1 protein-coding gene is annotated in these 574 nt (G+C 41.8%); it reads left to right on the top strand.

The annotated features are described in order from the left end of the window. Nucleotides 1–35 precede the first annotated feature (35 nt). Nucleotides 36–572, top strand: a complete 537-nt coding sequence (locus GOU96_RS18155) for a cysteine hydrolase family protein (RefSeq protein ID WP_057556265.1) — start codon at nucleotides 36–38, stop codon at nucleotides 570–572. Nucleotides 573–574: the final 2 nt, after the last annotated feature.

Here is a 574-nt window from a genome sequence, read left to right as displayed (position 1 = left end):
CCTTAGGCGGGCGTTAGCCCTATCAGAGGAATATTATGAAATCTGCGGTTTTAGTGATCGATGTTCAGTCGATTTTATTTGATCCAGAACCACGCCCATTTGAGTCACAATTGGTGTTGGAAAAAATTAATGCCGTCGCTGAATCAGCTCGAAGTTACTCAATCCCAGTCATTTTTATTCAACATGAACAGCCTAATACAGGCATTGAGTACGGTTCAGATGGTTGGAAATTACAAGCAAGTTTAGTGATAGAGTCCAGTGACTTATTTGTACGCAAGACAACTCCAGATTCGTTTCTGCATACCAATCTCGAGAAAGTATTAAAAGAGCTTGAAGTTGAGCGCGTACTTTTATGTGGTTACGCGTCAGAGTTTTGTGTTGATACGACAGCTCGTCGAGCAGCAGGTCTTGGCTATCATGTAACATTGATAGCTGATGCGCATACGACTCACGATAAAATGCATGCAACTGGCGCAGAAATACGAAAACATCATAATTCGACCTTGCCGAATATCTCGAGTTTTGGCGTGAAAATTGAAGCGATTCCATTTGATAGCATTTGGTCATCATAGGG

The organism is Vibrio sp. R-1 (assembly GCF_035615595.1).
Classification (GTDB): Bacteria; Pseudomonadota; Gammaproteobacteria; order Enterobacterales; family Vibrionaceae; genus Vibrio; species Vibrio cholerae.
Note: the sequence above shows the minus strand (reverse complement) of the source record. Positions and strands in the feature narration are given on the sequence as shown.

Excerpts from the sequence above, each read along its gene's own strand:
- GOU96_RS18155 (WP_057556265.1), top strand. The coding sequence starts at position 36 with ATGAAATCTGCGGTTTTAGTGATCGATGTTCAGTCGATTTTATTTGAT.